At 43.0% G+C, this 25,162-nt stretch carries 25 protein-coding genes; 7 read left to right on the top strand and 18 right to left on the bottom strand.

The genetic code is table 11. From position 1 onward, the window contains the following. Window positions 1–227: 227 nt before the first annotated feature. Window positions 228–1,187: a gamma-glutamyl-gamma-aminobutyrate hydrolase family protein gene (locus tag T525_RS0108310; protein WP_027406825.1), complete on the bottom strand. Its 960-nt coding sequence runs from the start codon at window positions 1,185–1,187 to the stop codon at window positions 228–230. 119 nt (window positions 1,188–1,306) lie between these two features. Then, window positions 1,307–1,831, bottom strand: coding sequence for a cysteine hydrolase family protein (locus T525_RS0108305; RefSeq protein WP_037325518.1), 525 nt, complete (start codon window positions 1,829–1,831; stop codon window positions 1,307–1,309). Window positions 1,832–2,008: 177 nt separating this feature from the next. On the opposite strand from T525_RS0108305, the gene T525_RS0108300 reads away from it, so the two are divergent. The 4 genes from T525_RS0108300 to T525_RS0108285 all read left to right on the top strand — a co-directional run bounded on the left by T525_RS0108300 (window position 2,009) and on the right by T525_RS0108285 (window position 5,988). Then, window positions 2,009–2,572 carry a hypothetical protein gene (locus T525_RS0108300; protein WP_027406823.1) on the top strand — a complete coding sequence of 188 codons (564 nt, stop codon included), beginning with the start codon at window positions 2,009–2,011 and terminating at the stop codon, window positions 2,570–2,572. An 81-nt stretch (window positions 2,573–2,653) separates the two neighbouring features. Next, window positions 2,654–3,082 carry a MarR family winged helix-turn-helix transcriptional regulator gene (locus tag T525_RS0108295; protein ID WP_027406822.1) on the top strand — a complete coding sequence of 143 codons (429 nt, stop codon included), beginning with the start codon at window positions 2,654–2,656 and terminating at the stop codon, window positions 3,080–3,082. A gap of 122 nt (window positions 3,083–3,204) precedes the next feature. After that, window positions 3,205–4,383: an acyltransferase family protein gene (locus tag T525_RS0108290; RefSeq protein WP_027406821.1), complete on the top strand. Its 1,179-nt coding sequence runs from the start codon at window positions 3,205–3,207 to the stop codon at window positions 4,381–4,383. A gap of 222 nt (window positions 4,384–4,605) precedes the next feature. Continuing rightward, window positions 4,606–5,988, top strand: coding sequence for a diguanylate cyclase domain-containing protein (locus T525_RS0108285; RefSeq protein ID WP_027406820.1), 1,383 nt, complete (start codon window positions 4,606–4,608; stop codon window positions 5,986–5,988). 102 nt (window positions 5,989–6,090) lie between these two features. Here T525_RS0108285 and T525_RS0108280 read toward each other — a convergent pair whose 3' ends face one another. From T525_RS0108280 to T525_RS14770, 10 genes are all read right to left on the bottom strand, one after another. Beyond that, the gene (locus tag T525_RS0108280) at window positions 6,091–7,647 is read right to left on the bottom strand and encodes a nitrite/sulfite reductase (RefSeq protein ID WP_027406819.1); all 1,557 of its coding nucleotides are present in this window, start codon (window positions 7,645–7,647) and stop codon (window positions 6,091–6,093) included. 13 nt (window positions 7,648–7,660) lie between these two features. Next, complete coding sequence (locus T525_RS0108275) at window positions 7,661–8,686, bottom strand: aliphatic sulfonate ABC transporter substrate-binding protein (RefSeq protein WP_051533506.1); 1,026 nt, start codon at window positions 8,684–8,686, stop codon at window positions 7,661–7,663. Between the two features lie 266 nt (window positions 8,687–8,952). Next, window positions 8,953–9,756, bottom strand: a complete 804-nt coding sequence (locus T525_RS0108270; RefSeq protein WP_051533505.1) for an ABC transporter ATP-binding protein — start codon at window positions 9,754–9,756, stop codon at window positions 8,953–8,955. Between the two features lie 72 nt (window positions 9,757–9,828). Continuing rightward, a complete protein-coding gene (locus T525_RS0108265; protein WP_027406816.1) occupies window positions 9,829–10,593 on the bottom strand; it encodes an ABC transporter permease in 765 nt (254 codons plus the stop codon). 43 nt (window positions 10,594–10,636) lie between these two features. Then, the gene (locus tag T525_RS0108260) at window positions 10,637–11,554 is read right to left on the bottom strand and encodes a glycyl-radical enzyme activating protein (RefSeq protein WP_051533504.1); all 918 of its coding nucleotides are present in this window, start codon (window positions 11,552–11,554) and stop codon (window positions 10,637–10,639) included. Window positions 11,555–11,588: 34 nt separating this feature from the next. Next, entirely contained in the window at window positions 11,589–14,066 is a 2,478-nt protein-coding gene (locus T525_RS0108255) for a pyruvate formate lyase family protein (RefSeq protein WP_027406814.1), read from the bottom strand. A 211-nt stretch (window positions 14,067–14,277) separates the two neighbouring features. Beyond that, on the bottom strand, window positions 14,278–14,901 hold the full coding sequence (locus T525_RS0108250; protein ID WP_027406813.1) for an esterase: 624 nt from the start codon (window positions 14,899–14,901) through the stop codon (window positions 14,278–14,280). Window positions 14,902–14,943: 42 nt separating this feature from the next. Beyond that, window positions 14,944–15,618 carry a DNA/RNA nuclease SfsA gene (gene sfsA, locus T525_RS0108245; RefSeq protein ID WP_027406812.1) on the bottom strand — a complete coding sequence of 225 codons (675 nt, stop codon included), beginning with the start codon at window positions 15,616–15,618 and terminating at the stop codon, window positions 14,944–14,946. Between the two features lie 103 nt (window positions 15,619–15,721). Then, window positions 15,722–16,627 carry a DMT family transporter gene (locus tag T525_RS0108240; RefSeq protein WP_027406811.1) on the bottom strand — a complete coding sequence of 302 codons (906 nt, stop codon included), beginning with the start codon at window positions 16,625–16,627 and terminating at the stop codon, window positions 15,722–15,724. A 143-nt stretch (window positions 16,628–16,770) separates the two neighbouring features. Then, entirely contained in the window at window positions 16,771–17,415 is a 645-nt protein-coding gene (locus tag T525_RS14770) for a hypothetical protein (RefSeq protein WP_156945668.1), read from the bottom strand. A 193-nt stretch (window positions 17,416–17,608) separates the two neighbouring features. Between T525_RS14770 and T525_RS0108230 the strand changes: the two genes are divergently transcribed. Beyond that, on the top strand, window positions 17,609–18,343 hold the full coding sequence (locus T525_RS0108230) for a phosphatase (RefSeq protein ID WP_027406810.1): 735 nt from the start codon (window positions 17,609–17,611) through the stop codon (window positions 18,341–18,343). 143 nt (window positions 18,344–18,486) lie between these two features. On the opposite strand, the gene T525_RS14765 is transcribed toward T525_RS0108230, so the two are convergent. Then, window positions 18,487–19,356 carry a hypothetical protein gene (locus T525_RS14765; RefSeq protein WP_037325517.1) on the bottom strand — a complete coding sequence of 290 codons (870 nt, stop codon included), beginning with the start codon at window positions 19,354–19,356 and terminating at the stop codon, window positions 18,487–18,489. A 317-nt stretch (window positions 19,357–19,673) separates the two neighbouring features. Between T525_RS14765 and T525_RS0108220 the strand changes: the two genes are divergently transcribed. After that, on the top strand, window positions 19,674–20,480 hold the full coding sequence (locus T525_RS0108220) for a hypothetical protein (RefSeq protein ID WP_027406809.1): 807 nt from the start codon (window positions 19,674–19,676) through the stop codon (window positions 20,478–20,480). Window positions 20,481–20,592: 112 nt separating this feature from the next. Here the strand turns inward: T525_RS0108220 and T525_RS0108215 are convergent, their stop codons facing one another. The 5 genes from T525_RS0108215 to T525_RS14760 form a co-directional block, all read right to left on the bottom strand. Continuing rightward, window positions 20,593–20,823: a hypothetical protein gene (locus T525_RS0108215; protein WP_037325516.1), complete on the bottom strand. Its 231-nt coding sequence runs from the start codon at window positions 20,821–20,823 to the stop codon at window positions 20,593–20,595. Between the two features lie 12 nt (window positions 20,824–20,835). Then, a complete protein-coding gene (locus tag T525_RS16315) occupies window positions 20,836–20,997 on the bottom strand; it encodes a hypothetical protein (RefSeq protein ID WP_156945663.1) in 162 nt (53 codons plus the stop codon). Between the two features lies 1 nt (window position 20,998). After that, window positions 20,999–21,601, bottom strand: coding sequence for a GIY-YIG nuclease family protein (locus T525_RS0108205; protein WP_037325515.1), 603 nt, complete (start codon window positions 21,599–21,601; stop codon window positions 20,999–21,001). Window positions 21,602–21,637: 36 nt separating this feature from the next. Then, window positions 21,638–22,150, bottom strand: a complete 513-nt coding sequence (locus T525_RS0108200) for an O-acetyl-ADP-ribose deacetylase (RefSeq protein ID WP_027406806.1) — start codon at window positions 22,148–22,150, stop codon at window positions 21,638–21,640. Between the two features lie 333 nt (window positions 22,151–22,483). Further along, window positions 22,484–23,254, bottom strand: a complete 771-nt coding sequence (locus tag T525_RS14760) for an Rpn family recombination-promoting nuclease/putative transposase (RefSeq protein WP_037325514.1) — start codon at window positions 23,252–23,254, stop codon at window positions 22,484–22,486. Between the two features lie 447 nt (window positions 23,255–23,701). Here T525_RS14760 and T525_RS16045 point away from each other — a divergent pair. Beyond that, window positions 23,702–25,101 (top strand): IS3 family transposase gene (locus T525_RS16045; protein ID WP_156945588.1). Its coding sequence is split into 2 segments (ribosomal slippage): window positions 23,702–24,248 and window positions 24,248–25,101, totalling 1,401 coding nucleotides; the frame shifts between segments, so codons are not numbered across the junction. Window positions 25,102–25,162 lie beyond the last annotated feature (61 nt).

Genomic DNA, 25,162 nt, shown 5'->3' with positions numbered 1-25,162 from the left:
AATAGCAAAGACAGCGACCACGTCTACTTTTTTCACAAAACAGAAAAAAATATCCATTTTTGCATAGTTTTTCATTCTACTAAAAAAAGTTTCTATTTTTGCATAGTTTTTTCACTCAACTGAAAAAACTTGTCATTTTACACAAAAAGTCCTATGACTTTTGCAAGCAACCTTGCCATTATCATAGGACTTTTTATAAATCTGCATAATATTGTAGTTTATTTCATTTATCGGATTGCTTTGGAAGAATGTTCTTTCGCCAAATTAACAATGGCCTTGAAATACGCAATGGAATTTTCATCCAAGTGGCGAACCACGGCAATTTCCGGATGGTACTGCAATCCCAAAGCGAATGTTTTATCCGGTCTTTCCACGACCTCGATGATATCTGTTCCGTTCGTTCTGGTAATACCGGTTATTTGCAGACGGGTTCCATCTATACTGTTTACTGCCTGATGATGCCAGCTTGGCACATTTGAAATGAGATTTCTCTTGGTGAGCTGCGCAAGTAACGAATCCTTTTCCGTCACCGTCACATCATGAAAGGCAAAGTCCCTGTATGCCCCCTGCTCCTTAGGTTCATTGCGATGCTCATACTTATAACTTTTCCCAAGACTCGCCATATAATCCGGTATATCTTGTATAAGATCGGCTCCCGAAACAACAGCGAGCATCTGCATCCCACGACATATAGCGAGAATTGGGATATCCTTTTCCAGACAGTAAGACATCAGCAGATAATCCGACACATCCCGCTCGGCATTAAAGCCCTCCTTGCTAAGGACGGGCTGAGGCGTATAATACAATGATGGACTGATATCCTGACCTCCGGGAAAAACGACGGCCCCTATTTTCCCTATGGCCATTTGTACATTGGAATTTTGCCAGGTGTTGCACCTTACCAGCTTTCCGCCTTCCAAAGTCAGAGCACCATTCTCATCCTTGCAGCCGATTATTTTCCCATCCGCCGTATATTCCAAATCCGCCGAGCGAACTTGGTCCAAAACAACTGTGGTGCCACCCGCAGCTTCAATGGCCTGACAGGCTGCCTCAAAAGATTCCGCTGTATCCCCCCGCCATGCCACACCGACTAAGGGCTTGTTTCCAGCGGCTTCTGCCGTTATGTTCAGAAACAGGACAAGAAACATCATCGCCCAAACTATTGTTGCCGAAATAATTCTTCTCATGCTACAGGCCACCTCTTCAATTTTACCGACGTCTGACGCTGTATATTTTATCTATGACTTTTGCAACGTCTCTTGCATTTTTCATAGAACTTTTATTAATTATTCATAGAGCTTTGATTTTACAGTTCAACATTACGTATTTCTATCTGGCACATTTTCATGGCCTCTAGTGCTCCCAGGTGGCTTTCCGGGGTAACTCCCGCACAGCAGGAGGCATCAATGGCAATCTTTTGCTCAGGGCTGGCGGCCTTCAATATCATGGCATTGGAAATAACACAAATGTCAGTGCAAAGCCCCACCAGCTCCACCTCATCATATTCCTTTACCAATGCAGGCAGTTCCATGGAACCAAATGCGGGCTTTTTTATTACGGCTTTTGCCTTGTCAAGATGTGGCTGTAGTGCTGAACAGATCTCCCAGCCCTTTTCTCCTTCGATGCAGTGCTCAACTGGCAGATTCTTCCCCTCCTGGGTGGAAAGATAATCCTTATGATGGGTGTCCTGAGTGAAAATCAGGTCCGCATCCTTTACGGCTCCCAGCTTTTCCACTAGATTTGGCAGCATTTCCTGTGCCTCCTTGGTCCCCAATGCCCCATCAATAAAATCATTCTGCATATCAACAATTACTATACATTTATTTGGCATTTTTATATCCCCCTCCGGCAACAATTGAAACTACGATACGTAGAATACAAATTCTACAACTGATTATACCGCCAAAAATTAAAAGTTTCTATACTTGGATATGTCTTTGTACTTATGATATATTATGGGTAAGAATTTGGCTAAAAATTATACTATTTTAAGGTGGGAGAAATATATATGAAGCGATTTCTCATTATAATATGCGGACTGTTTGCATTAGGTTTATTTCTAATGAACAGCGTGGCCATGGCCTATTCCCTGGAGGACATAAAAAAAGACTATCCAAATAAGGAAATACATTATGAATCCTATCGTTCCGATCTTGGTTATGACGTTAGATACCGTGATATGAATCTCCTGACTTTGGACAATAAAAGCGGACTGAAGGTAGAATTTCATCTGCAGGAATTTCCAAATAATACCAAGGGAGCGTTTGCCTTTGTCACATATTATGGCAATGAATGGATGCTCTGTGACAGTTTAAAAATTGAGGACGGCATCGGGGCATACTCCCTTTATCCTACTATGGAGCCATATCGTAACAAAACCAACTCCGAATCACTGCCGGTATTTGAACAGCTGACTTATTTCATTAAAAATAATGAGGATGTTCTCCAATGGGAAAATGCCCAAAAAATAACTGTTGTGGGTGACCACTGCTTCAGCGACATAAAGGTGAATGATCCAACCTATAATGAATGCATGTCCATTATCCGCCGCTATATAAAAAATACACCATAATTTTAAAATTTTTGTTGCAAAAAGAGAACCTTGTGTTTAGAATGATGTATATACAACAAAAGTCGAAGGGAGGAAAAATGCATGTTATCATTTAAGGATATTCCCTGTTATTATCTTAAGCTGCGTTGGGCTGAGATGCTCAGCAGGGATTTTTATAACAAAAGAATGAAGGATTGCGGCATTACCGGCCGACAGTTCACTTTGCTTTTCTTTATAAAATATAACGGTGGCAGCTCCCTTAGCGAACTAGGAGATATGATGAACCTGGACAGATCCACTGTTAACCGCTCCATCCAGCCGCTGATAAAAAAAGGATTACTGGAAGACCGCAAGCTTGAAGGTCAGCGCAACAGCAGTATCTGGCTCACGGAATACGGCGATGAAGTATTTAACGAATCATCAAAATCCTGGGACAAGGCCCAGAAGGATTTTGAAAACCTCTACTCTAAAGAGGAACTTGAAAGCTTCGACTCTACTCTGGAATTATTAAAGCGCCTGGAAAGTGATTAATTATTTATAAGTATTTTGTTGTATATGCATCAAACGTGTCAAAACATCATATAACAAATACAACAAAATAAACATAAAAAAAACAACCAACTAAACACCTAATTTTAAAAGGAGTGCTCTTTATGCAACGTCTATTTTTCCTGGATAACCTGAAAGCCTTCGTGGTAAATTGGATGATTCTGCTGCACATAGCCCTGTGCTACATTGTTATGCCATTGCCATGGTGGTATGTACTTGATCCCCAGCCAAGCGTGGGCTTTAATTATTTCGTCATGATTACTGACATGGTTATTATGCCGATAATGTTTTTTATCTCGGGATATTTTGCCATCCGCTCACTGGCGAAGAAAACCGGCAAGGATTTCTGGATGCCAAAATGGAAACGCATTGGTATTCCATGGCTTATCGGCATTTTGATTATTGCTCCCCTTACCAGCGTCATCATGCCTTTTAGTCGTGGACTTTGCAATGATATTTGGACTGCCCTTACCACATATTACTGGTATGACGCAGCTGCTGGCGGTGCCGGTGAATTCTTTAATCAGGTGCCATTCTGGTATCTTGGAATGCTGCTGATACTCTATGCAATTGCTTATTTTATCGTTAAGCTTTCCCCATCCTATGCCCAGCAGAAGGCCCCAAGCTCTCCAAAATTTTGGTTATTTATTGGACTGACCCTTTTTACATTTATAAATGGCATGGTTATTGACATGATTACCGGGGATGAATACCTTTGGGTAAATTTTGGCTACATACTTAAAGTTCAGGTCAGCCGTGTATTATTGTATGTCCTTTACTTCTTCCTTGGTATCCATGCCTGGCGCCGTCATTGGTTTGAGGAAGGCTGCTACGTGCCTTCTGCCGCAAAATGGACACCATTGTTCATCGTATCCGCTGCCTTCATTGACTGGTCCTTCATTCACAGCCCGGCCATAGTAACCAGTCCACTGGAATTTCTCTTTTACATTTCCATAAGTCACGCCCTGTTGCTCACTTCCAGCGTCTTTGCCCTTTTAGGCTTATTCTATCGCTTCTGCAATTTCACCAATAACACCCTGGGAAATCTGGCATCCACCTCTTACACCATGTATTTCTGCCATACGATTTTCATTTTCTGGCCATCACTTTACATGATGAATATGAATATTCACGCCTTCTTCAAATTCGTAATTGCGATAATCATTACCTGGCCGCTGACCTATATGTGCGGCAAGCTGCTGCTTCATTCTTCACTTTTCGCCGGCAGCAAAAAGGCAAAAATCAGCAACGATATTTTCAATAACAAGTTATCGCTTAACTAAAGTCGTGCTATTTTTGCAACTATAACACAAAAAGTCCTATGACTTTTGCAAGTAAGCTTGCATTTTTCATAGGACTTTTAAATTGCATTTATCGATTAAAATTCGTATAACAAATTTCTCCTATATTTATTGCTTATTAACTACATTTTGTGCTACAATTCACCTTATGTAATTAGTTTTATGTTTTTGCTGTGCTTAAATAATTGAAGGGTAGTGAATAATATGGCCTATACAGAAGCCATATTGAATGCGGTATCAAAAAAATACATATCAATACACCTTATTGATATAGATAAAGACTGCTATGAGGTTATAAAATCCATTGAAGCCATTGATAATTATTCCCAGGGTGAACCGAGTGCCCAGAAGGCTCTGAACAATGTAATGAACCATTTGACCCAGGGAGAAAACAGAAAAATCATCAATGAGTTCACCACCCTCTCCACCCTGAAGGACCGCCTAAAAGAGAAGGAAATCATAAGATGTTCTTTCCTTTCCGATGCAACAGGATGGTGTGAAGCCACCTTTATTCGTTGTGAACTGGATAAGAAAAATAACACGAAAAAGGCTATTTTTTTGGTGGAAGATATTAACGATCAGGTTCATCGGGAACATATCATGCAGGAACAGATCAGAAAAGCCGAGGAACAGGCTCTGAGGACGGAGGCCCAGGCTGTTCGTGATCCATTGACTAATCTTTTAAATCAGGCTGGTATGGAACGGTCCATCAGCGAATTTTTAAGCATGTGTCCTGCGGCCAGCTGCGTTCTTATGACCCTGGACATTGATAATTTTAAGCTTATAAATGATATATTTGGCCATGGTGTGGGCGACGAGGTGCTCAAAAAGGTGGCTGATATTCTTAGGGAAGAATGTCCGAAGCCTTGTTTCCTTGCCCGCAACGGCGGCGATGAATTTACAGTATTCTTTACCAATACTTCCCTGGAGGAGATTCGCCCCTTCTTTAATTCCTTTGTAAATCAGCATACTTATTTTAAAGCCAATGGAGAGTTCCATGAATTCTCCATGTCCATGGGTGCAGCAGAATACCCTGTTCAGACCAATGACTACAAAAAGCTTAGGGATATGGCAGATGCTGCCCTTTATTCCGTAAAAATGAACCATAAGGATGGCTATCAATTTTACCAAGAAGGTATGGAAATGGGCCATCGTGAACATCTGGGCTTTAATCTTGGGGATGTTGTCCAGGGACTGCCCGGCGCCATAGTGGTTTATAAGGTGGATACCAACGGTCATATTCTCTTCGCCAATGACGATGCCATCAGTTTGTTTGGCTGTGAGGATATGCAGGATCTGATAATGTTTTCCGATGGAAGCTTTGTCAATATGATTCATCCCGACGATATTAACCACGTGCTTCGCACCGTATATGATCAGTACCGAATTCTAAAAAATAACGATGGTTCAAAGGAATATCAGGACGGGTTTGTAAAATTCCGTATCATAGACAAAAAGGGCCAGACAATTAATGTGGAATGCTCTGGCCGCCGTGTTGCCAACAAATTCCACGGCGATGTTGTTTACGTGTACATTCAGGAAAGCAACGTGAAAGAACAATATATAAAAATGGCCGCAAACCTATAAAAAATCGGGCTACTCTGCCAGTCCGATTATCTTTAGCAACAAAAAGCCTGCCGATTTTTTCGGCAGGCTTTTCCTTTGTGTCCACTAAAATGTATGCAATTTTTATGGCAAATACTTGGCGGCCAGCCTAGTAACCCCATCAGGATTAAGGGTCAGCCACTCATTGTAGCTAAGTCCCGTATATGCCACGGCAGAGCCCAGCTCCACCAGAAAATCAGGAATATCCTTTTCAAACAATACTCCCAGCTCCTGGCCGAATACCTCCTTGCCCTCAAGGGACTGGCCGTTAATGGTGAGAATATACGCACTCTGCTTATCCCGCACAGAGCCCCTGAAACCAATGGCCACAAGCTGTGGTGTTGAGCAGGACCCAGGGCAACCGCAGATATGAACCGGTGGCAAAGCCCCGTCTGGAATACCAGCCTTGCGGACAGCCTCCACACTGGCCCGGATAAGGGCCTGTGAATCCCTCACTCCGGCCTGGCAAATGGCGGCACCTATGCAGGCAGAGGCCATTTCAAAGGTGGTGGTGGCAGTATCATTGGCAGTAATATTAATAATCTTTCTGGCTTCAACTCCCGTAAGATTAACAATATAGGCTGTTTCATCAGGAGACAGGCGAAGCTCCGCCTCTCTGATATCAGCCACAGCATCAGCCAGCTTCAGGAATATCTCCGGATCCGGGGTGCCCCCAATAGGATGATAAACCACGCTGTAGAGGCCCTTCTGCTTCTGGGGAATTGCCCTTGGATGATTGATTACGCTTCTGCCAGTTTTCTTAACCCTTGGAATTTCAACGGTGAAATCAAACTCCCTGCTTCCCCCCTTACGCTCCTTTTCCACCTCTGCCAGCTTTTCTCTAAAGGCCTTGCGATATTTCGCAGCTCCCCCAAGGGCCTCAGGGATATAACGTGAACGGGCCCTGGCTCTGTTTTTATAATCACCATAGGCACTGTACACATTTACCATGGCCTTGACATAGAGGAAAATATCTGAAGGAGCAACTCCATCACCTACTTTTATGCCAACCTTTGGATTAGGTCCCACACCGCCGGCACTGTACACGTCAAACTTGCCATCAGCACGGGCCACGAAGCCCAAATCACGGATGGTGGCATGGGAAATGTTCTTCGGAGAGGATGAAAAACCGATTTTCAGCTTGCGTGGCAGCAATCCTGCTTTTATAAACTGCATGGCATACTGACCCACCGCCTCTGCATAGGGCTGTACGTCGAAATACTCAAATCTGTCCAGGCCTGAAAGAGGGGAACAGGTTACATTGCGGGGATTGTCACCGCCGCCTCCCATGGTTACAATGCCCACATCAAGGGCCCCTTCCATAATATCCAGCAATGGTGCCAGCTCCAAATTATGAAGCTGAACCGTCTGGCAGGTGGTAAACTTTATTTTATTAACCTTATGCTTTCTTATGGATTTTGCAATAAAGGCAAGCTTGGGCTTTGTAAGATGGCCCGCAGTCATTCTCAGGCGAATCATGCTGAGCTTTTTCTCATCTCCCCGCTGGGCATAGCTGCCAAAGCCCCCGGAAATCCCCTTATAATCATTCCTTTTTAATTCGCCGCTATAAAAATTTTCTGCAGCAGGACGAAATTCCTCCTGTATTTTTTTGCGCCATACATCTGGGTCAGTAGCTGTCATCTTTAAGCTCTCCTTACTTTAAAAATTGTTCTACGTTGGCAGCCTTTAAATACTCGCGATTAACGAACTTGCTGATATCATATTCTTCCTTAAGGCGGCCAATGCTTACCAGGAACTTGATGGTGTCATTGAGGCCGGCAATATCCTTATCATCAATTATAACAGTATAATCATACTTTTTAATAACCTTTTTTACCTGCTCTGGCTTTAAGGATAAATAAGCAGCCACCTTACTGATGGTTGCATCATCGAGATTTGCCAGTTCCTTTACGCCACGGGCATAATTCTTGATAATTACGGAAATGACCTCCGGATTTGCCTTGGCATATTCAGCTCTTGCCACCAGACCATTTACACCAAGCAGATCTACCTTGGTACCATCACTGATAATACGGCCTGTACCGTTTTCCTCAAGACGGGTTACATTTGGCTCCCAGATGGCCACTGCATCTGCCTCGCCGTTTACAAGTACAGCCTCGGCATCCCCTGCGGAAATATTAACAAGCTTTACATCATCAATAGTCAAACCGCCGGACTTTAAGAATTTCTGGGTAAGGTTATGGCCAGTGGAACCAACTACAGTGGCAATGGTTTTCCCCTTGAAATCAGCAGCATTGTTAAGCTGATTATTCTTTCCTGACAATACAGCATAGGAAGCAGGGCCTTCGCAGGTGATGGCCACCAGCTCGTTCTTCTGTCCCGCAGCAATAGCGGATACTATTGGCACATCGCCGATTACCCCCAAATCAGAGCTGCCGGAGGCCAGAGACTCATTCATTGGTGGGCCGGATTCAAAATTATTCCATTTTACTGTTACCCCCTGGGCCTTTAAATCTTCCTCAATCCAGCCCTTTTCCTTGGCTACAAAAAGCGGAATAAAGGCCGCAGATGGCTGAATTGCAATATTTACCGTCTTTGCCTTGTCACCTGCCCCCTGGTCAGAGCCGCAGCCCCCCAGAATACCGCTTACTACAGTCAGTGAGGCCACCAGGGCCACAGATACCAGCTTATTAACTCTTTTCTTTACATTTAACAACATATAAATCCTTCCCTTCTCCATTATTATTAAATAATTATTTTTGTTTAAAATATTAAGTAATTAACTTGGTAAAATATTAAACATTATAACGCCATTGTTCAAATTTTTCTTCTTTAGAAGAAAAATCTTCCAATTAGCGTTTCCCTTTCAGGACTAGCTTCGCGTCGCAACGAGCTGGGAGATATGCTCGCCAGCTGTTGTAGTTTGTTTTCCCCCACCTAAAGAGGTGGGAGACATCTTAAAGCTCGTTATAATCAGCATAATTATTAAATACTGAAATCCTCAGGAATCTTCTCATCCTCGAAGAATTCCTCATATATACGCTTTTTCACCTGAAGGAACTCGTAGCTGTTACGGTCCCTTGGCACTGGAAGGTCCACATTAACCTCCAGCTTTATTCTGCCCGGCTTGGAATCCAGCACTATTATGTGGTCTGCCAAAAAAACGGCTTCCTCAATATCATGGGTAACCATTACCATGGTGGTTCCGGACTTGCGCTGAATACGCTTTAATTCCTTTTGCAGGGCTATTTTTGTAAAGGCATCCAGAGCACCAAATGGCTCATCAAGGAGCAGTACCTCCGGCTTGTTTACCAAAGCCCTGGCAATGCCCGCTCTTTGGGACATACCGCCGGACAGCTCCTTTGGATATGCCTTTTCAAAGCCCTTCAGCCCCACCAGCTCAACGTATTCCTGAACCAGCTTTTTCTTTTCTTCCTTTGAGATACCGGTCAAAACGTAGCCCACATTCTGTTCCACTGTAAGCCATGGGAAAAGGCGATGCTCCTGAAAAACAATTCCCCTTGATTTTGAAGGGGCCACCACTTCATTCCCCCCAATGAGAATCTGTCCACCATGGTCGCTGTCCAGGCCGGAAATGGCACGGAGCAAGGTGCTTTTTCCGCATCCGCTGGCACCAACAATACAGAGGATTTCTCCCTTGTTCATGGAAAAATTAATATCCTCGAGAACATTAAGCCGCTGCTTCTTCTGTTCAAAATGCTTGCTAACATGATCTATTACCAGATATGGCTCCTGCTTCAGCAGGGCACTTGCTGACAATCCGCCCATATAGAGCACCTCCTTCAAACTTTCATTCCTTCTGCAATTTATCTTCAGCTTATTATTTGATTTATCTTATTTTTAAATCCAACGAAGTGTTTTCTTCTCTGCAAATCTGAGCAATGAATCCATAATCTTGCCCACAATACCGATGGTAAGCATTCCCACAATAACCACATCTGTCTGGCCAAACTGGCGGGCATCCATTATGAGATAACCAAGTCCTGTGGTTGAGGAAACCAGCTCTGCGGCCACCACGCACATCCAGCAGGAGCTGAGACCAGTTCTGAGCCCTGTGAAAATATTTGGAGCCGCCCCGGGAATTACCATGAGACTGATATGCTTCCAGAATGGTGTCTCCATGGAGCGTGATACCTCCACCAGCTTTGGATCCGTCTGATGGATACCATCCACCACATTAATTAGTATGGTGAAGAAGCCACCTAAGAAAATAAGGAACACCTTTCCCGATTCCCCAATGCCAAACCAGAGAATAACCAGGGGAATCCAGGCTATAGGCGGTATTGGCTTTATCATCTGAATAATCAGCTCCGTTACCCTGTCAAGATGCTTGGAAAGACCAATCAGTATTCCCAGGGATATGCCAAGGAAGGCTGCCAGAAAATACCCCTGAAGCACCCTTGATACGCTGATAAACATATTGGTAAACAGTGCCCCGTCAGCCACCAGCTCAACTATGGTCTCCAGAATTGAATTTGGGGCCGGAAGAATAATTGTATTTAAATGTCCTTGATTGGACATGATGGTCCACACCGAAATTATTGAAAAAATAAGTGCCAGATACTCGATAAAGTATCCTGTACTGCGAAATGCCTTACTTACCATTGCCAACACCTCCTGAATTAAATCACACCTCTAAATAACAACTTTAAATCACATTTTCGAAAACAAAGCTTGCCACACTTTTTAATTCATTAAATTTATCCTGGCTCAGCTCCACCAAGCCCATTGGATATTCACGATGCAATGCCTCATATTTGGGAACTCCCAGCCGATGATACTTCAGCAGCTCCCATTCCAGCTCTCCCCTGTTTTCAAAGGGCTTTAAAAACTTTCCTATGGCTATTATGGCCTCGGGATTGTCATTAACCCCGGGTATTACAGGGGTCCTTATTCTGAAATGAACCTTGGGAAATTCCCCCAATAATCTTTCTATATTGCTTAATAACTTTTGGTTGGGTAATCCCGTCCACTTCTCATGAAGACCACTGTCCATAACCTTTATATCCGTCATGTAATAATCTATATGACTGGCTATGTTTTCCACCACATCCCATTGGGCATAGCTGGTGGTTTCTATAGCTGTTCTGATGCCGTTACCCTTGGCTTTTTTCAGCAACGCCTCAGCAAAATTTGGCTGGGCCAGCGGTTCACCTCCACTAAGAGTCAGGCCCCCGGTTTCATCAAAAAATGGCTTTTGTTCGATTAAAATATCAATGAGTTCAGACACTTTATACTTTTTTCCAATGATATGAAGCGACTTGGTGGGACAGGCCAGATCAACTTCCTCCTGGGAAGGTATGGAACCAGCCCGCCCTGTTTTATCACCCCAGTTCACTTCCTCATTTTTTAAAGAAATATTATATTTATAAAGTTTTTTCACACAGCTGCCGCATTGAAGGCAGCTGCCTCTGCTCCAGCCAAGCTCAGGGTGGAATTTCTGGGTTTCCGGATTGGCACACCACTTGCAGCGAAAGGGACATCCCTTAAAAAATATAACTGTCCTTATTCCGGGGCCATCCTCCAGGGAGAAATGCTGAATATTTGTTACTATCCCTTCCTCCATTGAAATCCCCCCTTTCATTTTTTATGACTTTCTTTTATGCTGACAGCTCATGCTCTGTACGCTGTATAATATCCTCCTGTAAATCCGGAGACAGCTCCACAAAATATGCACTGTAGCCTGCCACCCTTACCAGCAAACTGCGATACTGCTCAGGATTCTTCTGGGCCTTCAGCAATGTTTCTCGATTGATAATGTTGAACTGCAAATGCCACAGCTTCAGCTTGCACCATGCCCGAATGAGGGCGATTATCTTGGCATTGCCGTCCCGGCCTGCCACCGTTGACGGGCTCAGCTTAACATTAAGAAGTCTGGAAGCACGGTTTATGTACTCAGTATTCTTGGTATTAAAGTTGGAAAGCAGCACCGCTGTTGGGCCGTTTATATCCGCTCCCTGGGAGGCAGATGAGCCATCAGAGAGGGCTGTTCCGGCCCTGCGGCCATTTGGCAGTGCCCCTACCACCTTGCCGAAAGGCACATTGGCTGACTGGGATACATATCTAAGGTCTATATTTACACCAAGGTACTTGGCGTTTTCCTTGGCAAATTCCACACCCACCCGGTCAATGAGCTTGGCAATTTCGTCCACATAAGGGTCGTTGTTGCCATAGGCTGGTGAATGGAGAAGCCGCTGACGCACATCCTCATAGCCTTCATAATCCGCATCAATGGCGCTGAGCACCTGCTGCCAGTTCAAGGTCTTATCTTCATATACATTCTTCTTGATAGCCGCCAGACTGTCCGCCACGGAGGCCAGACCGATGAAATCAAAGTAGCCTAGGTCAATTCCCCCGGGGATATGCTCGCTATGAAGATCCAGACCGTTTTCCATGCAAAGGGCATGTAAGGCAGATCCCAATGGAGAAGCAAAATGCTTTGGTCTGGTGCGATTTGCAATGTACTGCTGACGGAAGGTCTGCTTCAGCACGAACTTTTCCTGGTCTATAAAGGCTCTTTCAAAATCCTCATAGGAAGCAAAATCAGCAGGGTTGCCTGTCTCTATGGTAAGAAGCTCATCACCGTACTTGGCCATTCGCCCGTTCCTCAGTGTCAGCTCCATTACTGCTCCAAGATTAAGGAAAGCGCATGGTGTGGTGAAGGTGTCAAGATTTGGCATTCTCACCTCGGTGCAGCCGGAAACTGCATAATCCCGGGCGGAAGCTATATCTGCTCCCTTTGCCAACAGCAGGGGAATTATTTCCTCGTCGTTAAGAAGCTTTGGGAACCCTGCGCCATCACTGATGGTGGTTGCCACCTCCTCAAGATATTCCTGGGAGGAACCAACATGGACTCTGGCAGCCAAATCTGGATAATTAAGTGGGAATTCACGCTTGTTTTCCAACAGAATGTAGGTCAGATCATTTACTGCATCATTGCCATTCTTATCCACACCGCCTACAGTGACTGCCTCCCAATGGGCATATCCTTCATTAAACTTTACTCCCGCAGGACTTACATAAAGGTCCTGATACTGGGCCATGCCCAGCCACATGCACTGGAACAGCTCCTTTACGAAGTCTTTGGTAATCTTCCCAGCCTCAATATCCTTCTTATAATATGGATACAAATATTGATCCATGCGTCCGTTGGAAATGGTGGCACCGGTCTTTTGCTCCAAACGGGAGAACAACTGGATAAACCACTGGGACTGCATTGCCTCATAGAAGCTCTCAGCAGGATATCTTGGCACCTTGGCAGCAATTCTGGAAATCTCCAACAGCTCCTGGCGTCTCTTTTCATCCTTGGTGGAGTCTGCCAATCTTCTGGCCTCATCACTGTAACGCTGGGCCCACAAAATAATTGCATCAGATATGATTATTACAGCCTCGTAGAACTCAGCTTTATCAATGCTGTCGTGAGGATCCAGTGGATTAAGCTGTGAAAGCTTCTCCTGTGCCTCAGCCTTGATGGACTCAAAGCCTTCATCTATACCCTTGCCAAAATCATGTACCCACTGCAATGCCGATCTCATGGAGGAGGTTTCATTGGCAATAAAGCGTGAGGTGAAGGTGTCTACAGGATCGTAGGTAATCTTCAGCACGTCCTCTGGAAGGGAACGGGCCAAATCCTCATAGTAGGTTTTTCCATCCCAGTAAGGAGCAATTTCCTTCTGAATAATTCTTATGTCCTCATCGGAAATCTCAAAGGGGGACTCCACTCTGTTGGCCGCCTGCTCCGCAAAGCTCTGTAGGAAGCAGCCGTCCAGCTCAGGATAAATAAGTCCATATTTGCCCTGGCCTCCCACACGGCCCACCAGCAGCTCATCATCATTTATGATGACCTCAATGTTTTCTGCCACATGATAGAGAGCCTTGGCCCAACGCAGTACCAGTGACTGTCCCTCGGTGGTCTTAAAGGACTCGGTAAAATACCTTGCCCTCTGCACATCCACACTGGAGCGGGAGCCCTGGAAGCTGTCATATATCCGCTGCACCCTGCTGCCCTTTGAAAAAATAACCTGTCCTTTATTTGCTTCAATCCTCTTCTCCTGAGGAGATAAAATCTTTTCTGCCATTACCCATCCCTCCAGTAATTTAGCGGGTCTTTTATATTGCCCACCTTTTTGGTATGTTTTATGAGTGAAATTATACAGGATAGATTTTCATAATGCAACTATTTTTCATATAAATCATATATTTTTGGTATGTTTTAGCAAAAATGGGACCAAAAAAACACAAAAAAAGCCGTAATTCCGGCAAAAACGGAACTACGGCTAAAAGCTTACCCTATAATGCCAATGCCCAGGCGAAGGCCTTGGCCGTTCTTATTTCTGTATCTTTAAAATGATTCCCCTGATTCCATTCCAGGGTACAATTTATCCCCCGCCCCTCAAGATAGGAATGGGCTTCCCTGATACAGTCTCCCACCTTTTTCATAATCGGATTCTTTATCTTTTCTTCCTTGTCCCCAAGACTTAAATAAACGCCGGAGCATTTTATTTCGTGAGACTTCATATAGTCAATAAAACCGGGAAACCACATGGAGGGAGATGCCGCCGCAACGGCGGAAAAAAACTTTGTCTCATGGGCTGCCCAAAGGGAAAATAATCCCGCCAGTGAATAGCCGCCAATAATATATCTCTTTCCCTCATCATGGCAAAGCTGCATTATTTCCTCGAGGGTATCCTTTGCCCCCTCCCCAAAAGCATCGTTGCCAAAGGCAGCCGGTGCCGGCCATGGGGACAAATCACGGTTCCAGTTTTTAATATGTACCGCCATTAGCCTGAAATCCATATTAGTCAGCCTTTTAATTTCATGGGTTTCAGCTTCAAGTCCTGCCAGCTCATGATCACCCACAGGCTGAATCAGCACAGCAGCTGCATTTTTATTGCCATATTCATATATTTTCATTAAAACTCACCAGCTTTAATCATTTGCTGAAGGATTGAAATATCATTCCTCTGCCACTATACGTTTTTCATCCACTATTAGTGAATCATTATTAACTTTACAGCCGATAAACCATATCTTAACCCCTGCTGCCAATGCCTCATTCCAGGCATCACCAAAAGCGGGATGAGTAACAATATTTGGGCGAACCTCACTGACAAGGGGCATCTGAATAACAAAAGCCAGACCGCACCAATAGCCTTCCTGTCTTGCCTGGATTAATTCATGAATATGCTTTATGCCCCGCTCTGTAGGAGCATCGGGAAAATAGCCAATGCCCTCCCGTTCCAGGGTACAGCCCTTAACCTCCAAAAGGTATTGCTGATCCCCTCGCTTCATATAAAAGTCTATGCGGGAATTGCCATAGCGAAACTCGGGCTGAACAACATCATATCCGCGGCCTGCAAGGAATTCTGCCATAACCTTATTTGGAGCCTGACTGTCGATATTCACAAGGCCAAGTCCTGATTTTTCCACAGCAATAAGGTCGTAGCGTGTTTTCCGCTTTTCATTATTGGCATCATACAGGATAACCTTTGAATCTGGAAGCAAAAGCTCCTTGCAGCGGCCGGTATTTTTCACATGAACAGTCTCTGTTTTTCCCTCAATATCCACCTGGGCTATAAAGCGGTTGGGACGGGAAACAAATCTTGCGGAAAGGGTTTTATTATAATGCACAGTATTTCTGCTCCTCTAAATCCACATTCTTGTTTAAAATCCACATACTTGTCTTAAATCCACACTTTCGTCTAAAGTCCACATTCTTGCCATTTTACTGTTACTATTTTCTGTGCACAAGTGACAAATACAGCACCGGACACAGAATCATCATGGTCCCCAAAAACTCAGGCATCTGATAGAGTACATCCAGCAGCCACACCGACAGCAAAATTGCGCTGACAGGCTCCACCAGCTCATAGATAGCGGCAATCTGTGGCTTAATGTACTTCAAGCTGGCCAGAAATGTCCAAAAGGCTATGGCCGTGCCGAAAAGGACTGTGTAAACCACATTAAAAATGGTAAACATATCCATTTCCACGCTTTCCGTGATGGTCCAGGGCTGTACTATTGGCAAAAGCACGCATCCAGACAGCAAAAGTCCCCATCCCGTTACATTTGACGGACGGAAGTTCTTCATAAGATAGCCCGGCTGCACGGTATATATTACCCCAAAAAGTGGAAGCATTATTCCATAAATGAAACCTTCCTCAGATATGGAAAGGGTGGTCATATCCCCATGGGTTGCCATCACCACTGCTCCCGTAACCGCAGAAATGCAGCACAATATCTCATAAAATTTCGGCAAAGACCAGCTGCGAAGGGACATCCACATTATAGTGGCAATTGGTGCCAGACTCACAAACACCGTGGCCATGGCTGCATTCATGTGCCGCACTGCGGACAAATACACATACTGCACACAGGTTACGGTTATAAAGCTGAAAATCAGCATCTGAACAATATTCTTTCTGCCCTTCCAGGGGGCAAAAAAATTCTTTTTATATATAATATAATCCGCCCCCAAGAGCACAATGCCGGCAAAAAACACCCGTACCGTCACCACCCAAATGGCGGGCAGGCCCTTGTTTTGCACAAGATACTGACAGGTCACTCCCATTATTCCCCAGAGAATAGACCCGGTAAGGGCCAGCAGTGCCCCCTTCTTGGCGGGGGAAATATCAAGCATTTTACTCCTCCATACATAATAAAAGCATTCTCCCACATTATACGCCCTTATTATGTATTCCTTCAAATGAATTTAATTAGCGCAATGAAAATGGGCTGTATCACTAATTGCTTAGCACTACAGCCCCTTAAAATTTGTGTATTTTACTGCAATCTCTTTATTCCAAACCAGGATGCTTCCTCATCCCAGAAAATATTTGCTTCAAAATCCGTAACGATGCGAAGATCATAGCCGAACTGCCCTTCCGGCGGCATGTATTCGTGACTGCTGTTCAAAATAAAATCACCGTTCTCATTCACATTGGTACCAATTCGGTGCCAGTCATTTATGGTATAGCCATATTCTGCCAGGGTGTCCAGATCAACAAAAGGCACCCATTCCCCCATGTATTTGCCAACTATCCAGTAGCCGGCATTTTTGCCATGAGCCCCCTGGTCAGCATTGATTTCGAAGAAAACCTTATTTGAATTCTTCATGGTTATTCTGGTAACGCTGTAGCCCATGCCAACATTATCACCAAATTTTTCAGAAAATGTCATATATACCTTATAGCCGTCGTCGCGGCACATGCGCAGAACATTATCCTTTCCCATCACAAAGCAGACCCGTTCATCCTCGCCATCCATAATAATCTCCCGGGTATTCATATAGAGAAAGGTTCCCTTCTCCATTGGGGCAAACTGCCCCGCCTCGGATATGGACATATTGGTTGCCGCCCCCATTACCAGCACAGCAGCCGCCATAATCCCCCAAAATATTCCTTTTCGTAAAAAGCTAACCATGTTCATTACCGCCACCCTTCTGTATCAATGTTCCTTTCTTCAATCATTCAGCAAGTTTCTCCGTAAATCGCCCTCCATAATACGTAATATTTCTACACTGCCACTCCAATTCCTTTTTACTACGAAAATAGAAGGAAAATAATGGTCATCCCACGAAATAAAAAGTAAAGCCAATAATACATGAAGGAAGATGAAATATATGCCAGTTAAACTTATCGCTGATTTGCACACCCATACCATTGCCAGTGGCCATGCATACGGCACAATACGGGAAAATGCCCAGGCTGCCTCTGAGAAAAAGCTTAAAATACTTGGTATTACGGAGCATGGTCCCGGTATACCGGGGACATGTGATCCATTCTATTTTTGCAATCTGAAGGTGGTTCCAAAAAAATTATTTGATGTGCAGATTTTATTTGGATGTGAGGTTAATGTTCTTAATGATGGCACCTTGAGCTTGGAGCAAAGGTGGCTTGATAAGCTGGACTATGCCATAGCTGGTATACATGAATTGTGCTACACCAATGCAGGAAAAGAGCAAAACACCAGCAACCTGATAAACTGCATGAAGCATCCAAAAATAAAAATCGTTTCCCATCCAGATGATGACCACACTCCCCTTGATTACAAGCGGCTTGTACCTGCAGCAAAGGAATATGGTGTTGCCCTGGAGCTGAACAACAGCTCCCTCATAAAAAAGGAAAGAAGGCTAAACTGCTATAAAAATTATGCAACAATGTTACAGCTTTGTGAAAGACATAATGTTCCCATAGTAATCGACTCTGATGCCCATGACCCTTCCGGTGTAGGGAATTTTTCCCTGGCAACAAAATTTATTGATGAAACAGGCTTCCCGGAGGACCTTATATTGAATGCAGATGAGAAACGGGTTATTGATTTTTTGCATGCTTCTACGCATTCAAAAAATCAATAAAAGAAATACATACAAAGTTTATGAATGATAAGAGCTAAATCAGCAGTATTCCATTCTAATTACAAAAAACCATCGAAGCAGTAACAACACTGCAACGATGGTTTTATTTTTTCTTCCTATCCGTTTAAATCTTTATTAATTGTTTATTCCATTGGCAAGCCTGCTCCCACAGCAGTGACCTGGGCTGAATCCCCATCCAGGGATATGTCCATCTGAACCTCATTCTGTGGCATTGGGGTTTCCTCTACGCTATAGTCCTTAGGCTCTGCCTCTTTTGCCCTTGCCTCATCATTGGCTTCCGAAATTTTATTGTCTTCTCTTTCTTCTTCCATTTTCCGACGGTGCTTTTCGATGGCAGCTGCGCTTTTGGCCATGGCATAAAGATCCTTATTAAATTCCATCAGTTCCTTCTCGTCAGCCGGTGATACCTTGCGTCCTCGCATAATTCTGGTAGCCGTAGTCATTACCCGTGACATTTTGGCGTTGTATTCTTCCATGGCATCACTGCTCTGACGGGCATTGGCTGCCTCATGGAGCATCATATTGTGCATGGCAACTGCTTCCTTGGCGGCCTTAATCTGCTTGTTGGTGGCCAGAAGCTGCTTCTTGACGTCATCCGACAATTCCACTTTCCTGCCATCAATTTCAATATACCCCTGCTTTACGGCACGTTCCACCATGGCCGAATTGCCAAAGGATATGGAAAATTTGTTGGTATCCCCATGACGGAACATGGAAAAGACAATATTAGGCGTTTCCGTGGTGGCTTCAGTTGCTGTTTTTTGTGCTGCCGTCTGGCTAAGCTCCTGTCCGGCCTTGGAAATATCCACCATATCTACCTGATTGGCTTCCTTTTCCTTATTGCGGCTGTCCACAAATACCGCGGCCGCATCTGCATCCCCGCCCGGAATATACACCGAATCCTTCATCACCCGTTCATGCATAGCTTTGGCTGTTGGCTGGCTGGCGTATAAATCCAACTCCTGCTTGGTAATGTTTTTCAAGATATTCATATTTATCACGCTCCCTGCTCACACCGAATCCTTTCTATACTTCTACATCGAAAAGAAAAGAGGGAGGCTTAAACCAATTTACAGCAATCTCTTTATTTGTCTGTGTTATAATGATAATATCCCACATCAGAAGGAGAACACCATATAATGATTAAGTTTATAACGCCATTGTTCAAATTTTTCTTCTTTAGAAGAAAAATCTTCCAATTAGCGTTTCAACGAGCTGGGAGATATTCTCACCAGCTGTTGTAGTTTGTTTTCCCCCACCTAAAGAGGAAGGGGACATCTTAAAGCTCGTTATAATTGGTTATTTTATAATGATAATAATATTCCTCTTTTTGCGGTTTTTTTATCATATATTGCCGAAAACAAGCTCGCATAATAATCTCATTTGTGAGGTAAAAACCGACTTTATAAATCTTTATGCTTACGCCAAGCAAATTTTTACATCCAATACTAAAAAGGTTAAAATTATACTCACACTTATGGCAGCTCTTCTTGTTTTGGAACTGCTGCCATTTAATTATGTTCTTTTGAATATTTTTGAAGAATTTTTATCTACTGTAATGTTTTTCTTGTTGGTCAACGTTTTTTTGCCAATGAAAAATCCTCCAAGCAAAGGATTTCCTGTTGAAATATTTGGCTTTATCTATTCTGTTATTTTTATGTTTTACAGTACAGGCGCACTGGTTTTTCAGACCTTGGATGAAATTGATTTTTTTAGGGAAGATATATGGATTTACGGCTACTGTGTTACGGTACTATCCTATATTATTTGTATAGCTACTTTGCAAAGGTTTATGGAAAGGGATTTATTGCCCCAGGAAATCATTTTATTGGGAATGATTATGCTGTCAACCCTGGAATTTATAACTTATTACGGAGTAGGCTTTTTCAGTGGACTAAAATGGTATGATCCCAGTGTATTTGAAGCGAATATCTTCGGGGATTTTACCAGTATTATAAATCAGGGCATATTTGTTGCTTCCCAAAGCCAGATTTTGGAAAGAAACCCTATGGAAATATGGGGCTATGTTATCCTGAACGGAACCGACGTCCTGACTGTTACCGTGGTTTTGGGATATGTATTTCAGAAAATTTTTGTTAACTCAACGAATAATTGAATCAAAAAAGAGCCACCACGGGCTCTCTTAATGCTAACTATGCCATTTTATCGCTTCTATGAAAAATCTTTTCCGGAAGCATGGACAATTCCCTTATGTCAAACTAACTTTTCTACTCAACTTCAACTAATTCGTGCTTCTCTCCACCGCCAGTTTCAAGTTCTGCTATGGATTCAGCAAGATACTTCTGGTTCTTTTCACTCCAAAACGGCTCTGCACTATGCTCAACAGGCCTCTCTATCTCAATGGATGCAGTTTCAGATTTTAATATTTTGTTGTGGGATTTTGCATCAAGTATAGCTTCATCAAATGCTGCAGATAAAATGTCAAATTCTTTGCTCATAATACCACCCCGTTAAAAATCTGAAAGATCAATCGGATCAGAAACAATGCCTGATTTAAAATTACTTATTGTCTCATCCATATCCTTCAAGGCTCGCTCAGAAATATCTACAGAAATAGAACGTTCTCTGGACGCCCGAACAGTGCAGCTATTCTCAAAAATCCTGCTTTCCATTTTATTCCCTCCACTGAGTTCTTTCAGCAATCTCAGTCAGCAACTCCCCCTGATAAGTAAAGAATGCGGAGCCCTGTATGGCCTTTATATGCTTCAAAGCACCTGCCACTGCTGACAGTGAGGTTTCTTCTTCATTCCATTGAACCTTGCGATCACTGATAACAGTCACCTTAACAGTTGGATTTTCCGTGAAAACCAGTTCAGCACCTATAGGTATACCGCACTCGAAGAAATTAATTGGCGGCCGCTTAATATGCTGGGCAGGAGCCTGAGAATCATTGTTTCCGATACGTTTCAACTTTTCAATTGTTCCACTGATTGTAGCAATAGCTTCCAGCAAATCATACGCTTCTTTGGGAGTCATCACATAAAACTCACGATTCTTTGAAACCCGAAGGTCAGGATTTAGGTTATCAATCATCTTATGAAGCTTCTTATCTTCCAGATTTCCAGCAGTCTCATAAGTCGCATACACTTCATAATCATAAGGGAGGGCCGTTGTGGAAAGTTGTTTACGGCGTGCTTCCACGTCCGTTGCATATCCAATTTTCACCATATCCTTTAACGCAGGATTGGTCATAATATAAATAAAACCTTTAGCCATTATATTCACTTCCTCGTAATCAACGTCAAATATGTGTCATTCCTGCAATGCCCTTTCATACGCTCTTTGAGTCCGCTCATCAAATAGCATCCACACTATATCATCAAAAGCATCAGGAATTTCCCTAATCACAGTCTTTACGGTCTTAACGGCCACCTTTGCTGCTTTATCCACTGGGTATGAATACACACCCGTAGAAATGGATGGGAAGGCTACACTGCGAATACCATTCTTCAAGGCAATCTTCAAAGAGTGACGATAGCACCCTGTCAGAAGTTCTTCTTCTCCTTTATTTCCCCCATACCATATCGGTCCCACTGTATGAATAACGTAGTCACATGGTAACCTATATGCTTTGGTAATCTTCGCCTGGCCTGTTTTACAGCCATTTAAAGACCTGCATTCTTCCAACAGTTCAGGGCCGGCCGCCCTATGTATGGCACCATCCACACCGCCACCCCCAAGCAGACTTTCATTAGCAGCATTAACTATTGCTGTAGCATAGTGCTTTGCCGTAATATCGCCTAATATGGTCGTAATGCTCGTCATACGTATTCTCCTCTAAATAATCCCTGTCCATAAGCAAACTCCACAATACTTATCCTCGTTCTTTAACTTTTCCTTGTTATAAGCGCTACGTTTTCTACATGTGGAGCAAAGGTTCAAGCGACATAAAGTTACCTTTCATCATAGGCTAGTTGAGCTGAACAACGCAATTAAATCTGGCCACTCAATAGTTGAGATTATAGCCACGATAGCATTATTTCAGTCCAGAGCTCCAAGTATTCTTTCCTGCTACAAAATAAAATAATGTTATTCGCTAATTATTATATATACCCAAAAACTCCCAGCCGAAGCCGGGAGTCATTTAAAATTAAAATACTAAATTAGAGCATTTTTCTTGCCAATCTCTTTTACCTGGTCAACGGTGAGCTTGGTAGCACGGGCAATCATCTCTATAGATAATTTTTCCTTGAGTAACTCAATTGCTACTTCAACTTTGGCTTCAGCTCTATTTCTCTCAATTACCTCACACATTTCGCTCACTCCTTCCTCAGTAGTCTTAAACCTACGCTTGCAACTTGATGTTGCCGGGAAACGGGCATCATCATAAGCATTATCCTCTGTAAAAATATCCATCAGTAATGCGACATCAGAACCATCATCCACTTCAGCATTTACATAAATCTCAGCAAAACCATTATCTGCCAACCTGCCTGTCTCTCTGACTATTCTATCTACATGATACAACGCCTTGCCGGATTTGAAAACATCAAATCTTGATATAAATACAACAATTACATCAGGTACATCCTTAAACTTGTCACCCGGGTCAGTCACATTGGTGGTGAGCAATGCCCCGTTATAACGCACACGCCTCTGATGGTCGTCATCATCGGCCTTTTGCACCTCAATATTCACGATACGCCCATCACCCAATGAACACTTAACATCTAATGTACAAGACCGTCCCTGGAGATTTTTGGCAACAAATTGAGGTACATTATCCAATACTCTCAATCCTTTATCTCCCAAGATTACCTGCAATATTTCTTGACAAAAGCTAATATCCTCTGCCATCTTCTGAAACAAAGCATCATCTATTGGATTAAGGCTCATTGCATCCTCACGGATCTTGGCTTTATTACTCATTAAAATAAACACCTCTTGAGTAAATTTTACCATAAATAGGATTTTATATCAAAAATAGGTTCGTATAACTAATACTTCATCACTAAAAACAGTATAGTCACATTCTAGCATTTTACTTTTCCAAGTTGAGATTATAGCCATGTTGCCATATACAATCCTCTTCTATAATTTTTGTTTTGAGATGCCAATTTGGCATCTCAAAAATCATTCTTTTCGCTTCACATAGTACAGTTCAATGTAATAGCTCAAATTTTCAAGCATGTTGACAAAAATATTATATACCCTGCCTTGCCTCACTAGAATAATCAATATAAAAAACTCATTTCCTTAGATTTCTCTTAAGCTCGATACGCGGTTCTTGTACAAAAACAGTTTAAAATAAGTGCCCTGACTATGTAGAGACCCCCATAAGTTAGACTAAGTAATCTAACTTATGGGGGTCTTTTTATGGCAAAATACAGTGTTGAATTCAAATTGAAGATAGTTCAGGAATATTTGAAAGGGGATATCGGATACCATGCTTTAGCCCACAAATATGGTATACCTGACAAAAAACGTATTCAATTTTGGGTTGCAAAATATCGGGTAATGGGGGAAAAAGGACTTCAACGGTCAAGAAAAAATGAAACATATTCTTTCCAATTCAAGTTACATGCTGTAGAGTTATATTTAAGTACAGAGATGTCTTACCAAGATTTAGCACTTCAACTTAAATTAAAATCTGACGGGATTTTAGTAAACTGGGTTCGACGCTATCGTGCTGTTGGTATAGAAGGTCTCAAACCGCAACGGAAAGGCAGGCGGCCAAAGGTGCCAGACAAAACCAGCATTACACCTGAATGTAATATTAATCAAGATGAGAGACTTAAGCAGCTAGAAGAAGAAAATCTCAAGCTACGCATTGAGGTAGCCTATTTAAAAGAACTGAGGAGATTGCGCCTGGAGCAAGAGGCGCAGAAGCGCAAGCAAGGATCGCCCACAGTCTCCGAGGATCATTCAAATTAAAAGATATCCTTGCAGCTATTAAACTTCCAAAAGCCACCTATATGTATTGGCAGAAGCGATTTGACCGGGAAAATCCGGATGCCGAATTAGAGGCAAAAATCAAAGCAATTCGGCAGAGCGACAAGGACTTCGGTTATCGTCGAATTTATGGCAAGCTCCGCCAAGAGGGCTTTTTAGTCAATCATAAGAAGGTCCAACGTCTTGTTCAGAAATTGGGATTACAGGTAAAATCATTTGCCCACAAAAGCCGCAAATATAATTCTTACAAAGGAACTATTGGGCACGTTGCACCAAATCGGCTACGTCGCCGCTTTGATACATGTATTCCACATCAGAAAATCACCACAGATACCACTGAATTCAAGTATTATGAGATTGACAGCAAAGGGAATATTATCACTCGCAGAGCATATTTAGATCCGTTTCTTGACCTTTATAATCGTGAAATCATTAGTTTTAGTATCACGAAACGACCATCATCACAAGGTATTATGTCTGCTTTAGAGAAAGCAATTGACATTACCAGTGACTGCCCTTACCGTCGGACATTCCATTCAGACCAGGGCTGGCCCTATCAAATGAGAAATTATATAGACCGATTAAGAGAAGAACGTATCTTTCAAAGCATGTCTCGCAAGGGAAACTGTCTGGATAATAGCGTGATGGAAAATTTCTTTGGCCTACTAAAACAGGAAATCTATTATGGACATACCTATCACAGCTTTGACGAACTGGAACGAGCAATCCGACATTACATCACATACTACAATAAACAAAGAATCAAAGCTAAGCTGGGATGGCTCAGCCCAGTCGACTACCGTTTACGTCATGCCGCAGCATAAAAAACGGTAGCAGCAAATAATTGCTACTACCGTTAAGGTCTAACTTTATGGGGTCACTACA

The organism is Anaerovibrio sp. RM50 (assembly GCF_000622005.1).
Lineage (GTDB): Bacteria > Bacillota > Negativicutes > Selenomonadales > Selenomonadaceae > Anaerovibrio.
Note: the sequence above shows the minus strand (reverse complement) of the source record. Positions and strands in the feature narration are given on the sequence as shown.

Excerpts from the sequence above, each read along its gene's own strand:
- T525_RS0108285 (WP_027406820.1), top strand. The coding sequence starts at position 4,606 with ATGGCCTATACAGAAGCCATATTGAATGCGGTATCAAAAAAATACATA.
- T525_RS0108310 (WP_027406825.1), bottom strand. The coding sequence starts at position 1,187 with ATGAGAAGAATTATTTCGGCAACAATAGTTTGGGCGATGATGTTTCTT.
- T525_RS0108275 (WP_051533506.1), bottom strand. The coding sequence starts at position 8,686 with ATGTTGTTAAATGTAAAGAAAAGAGTTAATAAGCTGGTATCTGTGGCC.
- T525_RS0108305 (WP_037325518.1), bottom strand. The coding sequence starts at position 1,831 with ATGCCAAATAAATGTATAGTAATTGTTGATATGCAGAATGATTTTATT.
- T525_RS16315 (WP_156945663.1), bottom strand. The coding sequence starts at position 20,997 with ATGGAAAGCAGGATTTTTGAGAATAGCTGCACTGTTCGGGCGTCCAGA.
- T525_RS14770 (WP_156945668.1), bottom strand. The coding sequence starts at position 17,415 with ATGAACATGGTTAGCTTTTTACGAAAAGGAATATTTTGGGGGATTATG.
- T525_RS14760 (WP_037325514.1), bottom strand. The coding sequence starts at position 23,254 with ATGAGTAATAAAGCCAAGATCCGTGAGGATGCAATGAGCCTTAATCCA.
- T525_RS0108205 (WP_037325515.1), bottom strand. The coding sequence starts at position 21,601 with ATGGCTAAAGGTTTTATTTATATTATGACCAATCCTGCGTTAAAGGAT.
- T525_RS0108230 (WP_027406810.1), top strand. The coding sequence starts at position 17,609 with ATGCCAGTTAAACTTATCGCTGATTTGCACACCCATACCATTGCCAGT.
- T525_RS0108200 (WP_027406806.1), bottom strand. The coding sequence starts at position 22,150 with ATGACGAGCATTACGACCATATTAGGCGATATTACGGCAAAGCACTAT.
- T525_RS0108215 (WP_037325516.1), bottom strand. The coding sequence starts at position 20,823 with ATGAGCAAAGAATTTGACATTTTATCTGCAGCATTTGATGAAGCTATA.
- T525_RS0108240 (WP_027406811.1), bottom strand. The coding sequence starts at position 16,627 with ATGCTTGATATTTCCCCCGCCAAGAAGGGGGCACTGCTGGCCCTTACC.
- T525_RS0108265 (WP_027406816.1), bottom strand. The coding sequence starts at position 10,593 with ATGGTAAGTAAGGCATTTCGCAGTACAGGATACTTTATCGAGTATCTG.
- T525_RS0108270 (WP_051533505.1), bottom strand. The coding sequence starts at position 9,756 with ATGGGCGGATTGTCAGCAAGTGCCCTGCTGAAGCAGGAGCCATATCTG.
- T525_RS0108280 (WP_027406819.1), bottom strand. The coding sequence starts at position 7,647 with ATGACAGCTACTGACCCAGATGTATGGCGCAAAAAAATACAGGAGGAA.
- T525_RS0108295 (WP_027406822.1), top strand. The coding sequence starts at position 2,654 with ATGTTATCATTTAAGGATATTCCCTGTTATTATCTTAAGCTGCGTTGG.
- T525_RS0108260 (WP_051533504.1), bottom strand. The coding sequence starts at position 11,554 with ATGGAGGAAGGGATAGTAACAAATATTCAGCATTTCTCCCTGGAGGAT.
- T525_RS0108255 (WP_027406814.1), bottom strand. The coding sequence starts at position 14,066 with ATGGCAGAAAAGATTTTATCTCCTCAGGAGAAGAGGATTGAAGCAAAT.
- T525_RS0108250 (WP_027406813.1), bottom strand. The coding sequence starts at position 14,901 with ATGAAAATATATGAATATGGCAATAAAAATGCAGCTGCTGTGCTGATT.
- T525_RS0108300 (WP_027406823.1), top strand. The coding sequence starts at position 2,009 with ATGAAGCGATTTCTCATTATAATATGCGGACTGTTTGCATTAGGTTTA.
- T525_RS0108290 (WP_027406821.1), top strand. The coding sequence starts at position 3,205 with ATGCAACGTCTATTTTTCCTGGATAACCTGAAAGCCTTCGTGGTAAAT.
- T525_RS14765 (WP_037325517.1), bottom strand. The coding sequence starts at position 19,356 with ATGAATATCTTGAAAAACATTACCAAGCAGGAGTTGGATTTATACGCC.
- T525_RS0108220 (WP_027406809.1), top strand. The coding sequence starts at position 19,674 with ATGATAATAATATTCCTCTTTTTGCGGTTTTTTTATCATATATTGCCG.